Annotated in this window: 3 protein-coding genes; 1 reads left to right on the forward strand and 2 read right to left on the reverse strand. The window is 50.9% G+C overall.

What is annotated here, in order from left to right; translation table 11 throughout:
• On the forward strand, positions 1 to 162 hold the full coding sequence (locus KOR42_RS28060; RefSeq protein ID WP_390620856.1) for an integrase core domain-containing protein: 162 nt from the start codon (positions 1 to 3) through the stop codon (positions 160 to 162).
• Between the two features lie 115 nt (positions 163 to 277).
• On the opposite strand, the gene KOR42_RS26095 is transcribed toward KOR42_RS28060, so the two are convergent.
• Positions 278 to 1,465: a PEP-CTERM sorting domain-containing protein gene (locus tag KOR42_RS26095; RefSeq protein ID WP_146512726.1), complete on the reverse strand. Its 1,188-nt coding sequence runs from the start codon at positions 1,463 to 1,465 to the stop codon at positions 278 to 280.
• A 352-nt stretch (positions 1,466 to 1,817) separates the two neighbouring features.
• The gene (locus KOR42_RS28065) at positions 1,818 to 1,979 is read right to left on the reverse strand and encodes an integrase core domain-containing protein (protein ID WP_390620856.1); all 162 of its coding nucleotides are present in this window, start codon (positions 1,977 to 1,979) and stop codon (positions 1,818 to 1,820) included.

The following is a 1,979-nucleotide window of genomic DNA, read 5'->3' on the forward strand; positions in this document are numbered from 1 at the left end:
ATTCAGGACTGGCGGATGACTTACAACCACCGCCGTCCGCACAGCTCTCTTGGAGGGTTGACGCCTGCCGAATTTTCGACTCAGTGTGCTTCCGTTCCAGAGAAGGTTCCGCCTACGGCTCCACCTTCTCCTCCACTCCAGCACACTGACTTACTTACCTAACCCCAACTCTCATAAGCCTGGTTCAAACTTCGGGGGCATTTCACATCGGGGAACCACTTTCGGCAACGACATCGTCTTCACACGTTGGCGCTCACGACAAGCAATTGACCGGGTCTTAATTCTTGCGCGCGGCTGTTTTTGCTCGTCTTCGAGAGAATCCAAAGCCGAGTGATCCCAGAAGAAAGAGCGTCATTGATGTCGGTTCAGGAACAGTCGCTGCTGATTCTGTGACAACTGTCTGTTGCAGATCCGCGATGCCTTCATTCAGGAATGTGAATCCGAGTGTAGTTGATGACAGTTCATCAGGCGAAAGCAACATAAATTCTGGTGCCAGCAGCGAGAATGACGTCACTCCACCTGGTCCAAAGTTGACTGTTTCCCCTGCAGCAATAGTCTGTCTGTTTTGACCATATTCAATTTCGATTGAATCGAAACCCTCAGGTAGTGTCAGGGTCGTGATCGGGTTGAGAAACGATTCGAACAGGTAACTAACGACTTCGGGAGTACTCACGGATTCAAGTGAGGATAACGATTGCAATCCAGCGGAGACATTTGAGACAAGGGAAGAAACCTCCGTAATAGCTGGTCCGACAAAAATGGGATTTGTCAGACCGAGCGTTGCTGTTACAGGTGCGAGATAAGTCCCAGTTATATCATTTGCGAAGGGGCCTGGGACGGCTTCGTGCCATATGTCTGCATTGTTCGCGCTTTCCCCCAGATATTCTCCATCCCAAAGGGCATACCGGATCATTCCGCTTGCATTCTGATCGAATTCTCGGACACCATCGAAGAAATCGAAATAGAAACTTCCGAATCCAGTAAATGTCCCATTTCCGTAAACCGTGCCGCGTTCGGTGGGGTCTTTTCGTCCGTTTCGGTCTGGGGTTTGTAATGTTAACCCCTTGCCTCTTGCCGACCAATCGTACTTGAGTTTCCTTGCCTGAGTGTCCGCAAAGCCCCAAGTCGTGCCACTGATTGATCCACCAACATATGCCTCATCGGATGCCCCGAAAGTTTTCATACTGAATGAAAACGTCCCAGCGCTCTGTCCGTAGTTCCAGTCAGTCCGAGTTGTTGCTGTCGTCAATCCAGTAGTGGCTCGTACGTACTTGAAACCGACCGGTTCTGAAAAGTCCACATCGTTCGTCTTTGTGACAGTCCCGGGAGAAATGAATGCGTCGAGAGGTGCGTTTTTTCCTCCAACTGGTTTAATCTGGATGAGTTCGGCGTTGAGTGAGGTTGCGACGGTCGAACACAAGAGTACTGTTGCCGCAGCGGCAAACGGAGTTGTAAATGGTGTCATGCAAATTGCCTTTCAAAAATGAATTGACAGATATCAAGCCGCGAAACGCGCGGCCAGGTGAGAAAATTGGTCATCGCCGCAGGGCTCATTCTCGCCAGAAGGCAAGTTTTGCATCTTCCCGCAACTGCACAGGTTCGCCAGAAATCAAATCGAGCCTCAGCAGTGGCCAGGCTGTGGTCACATTGAAGCCTTTGGCTTTTCTGATCCGTCGTTGAATTGCCAAATAAGATGAATCGGTCGACCACTCAGCGGATATGGGGATGTCATTGCCGTTCTTCGATCCGGTTGACACAACAGTGGACGTGCTGCTGAAATGCCCCCGAAGTTTGAACCAGGCTTATGAGAGTTGGGGTTAGGTAAGTAAGTCAGTGTGCTGGAGTGGAGGAGAAGGTGGAGCCGTAGGCGGAACCTTCTCTGGAACGGAAGCACACTGAGTCGAAAATTCGGCAGGCGTCAACCCTCCAAGAGAGCTGTGCGGACGGCGGTGGTTGTAAGTCATCCGCCAGTCCTGAAT

Origin of the sequence: Thalassoglobus neptunius, assembly GCF_007859735.1 — a bacterium.
Lineage (GTDB): Bacteria > Planctomycetota > Planctomycetia > Planctomycetales > Planctomycetaceae > Thalassoglobus > Thalassoglobus neptunius.

Excerpts from the sequence above, each read along its gene's own strand:
- KOR42_RS26095 (WP_146512726.1), bottom strand. The coding sequence starts at position 1,465 with ATGACACCATTTACAACTCCGTTTGCCGCTGCGGCAACAGTACTCTTG.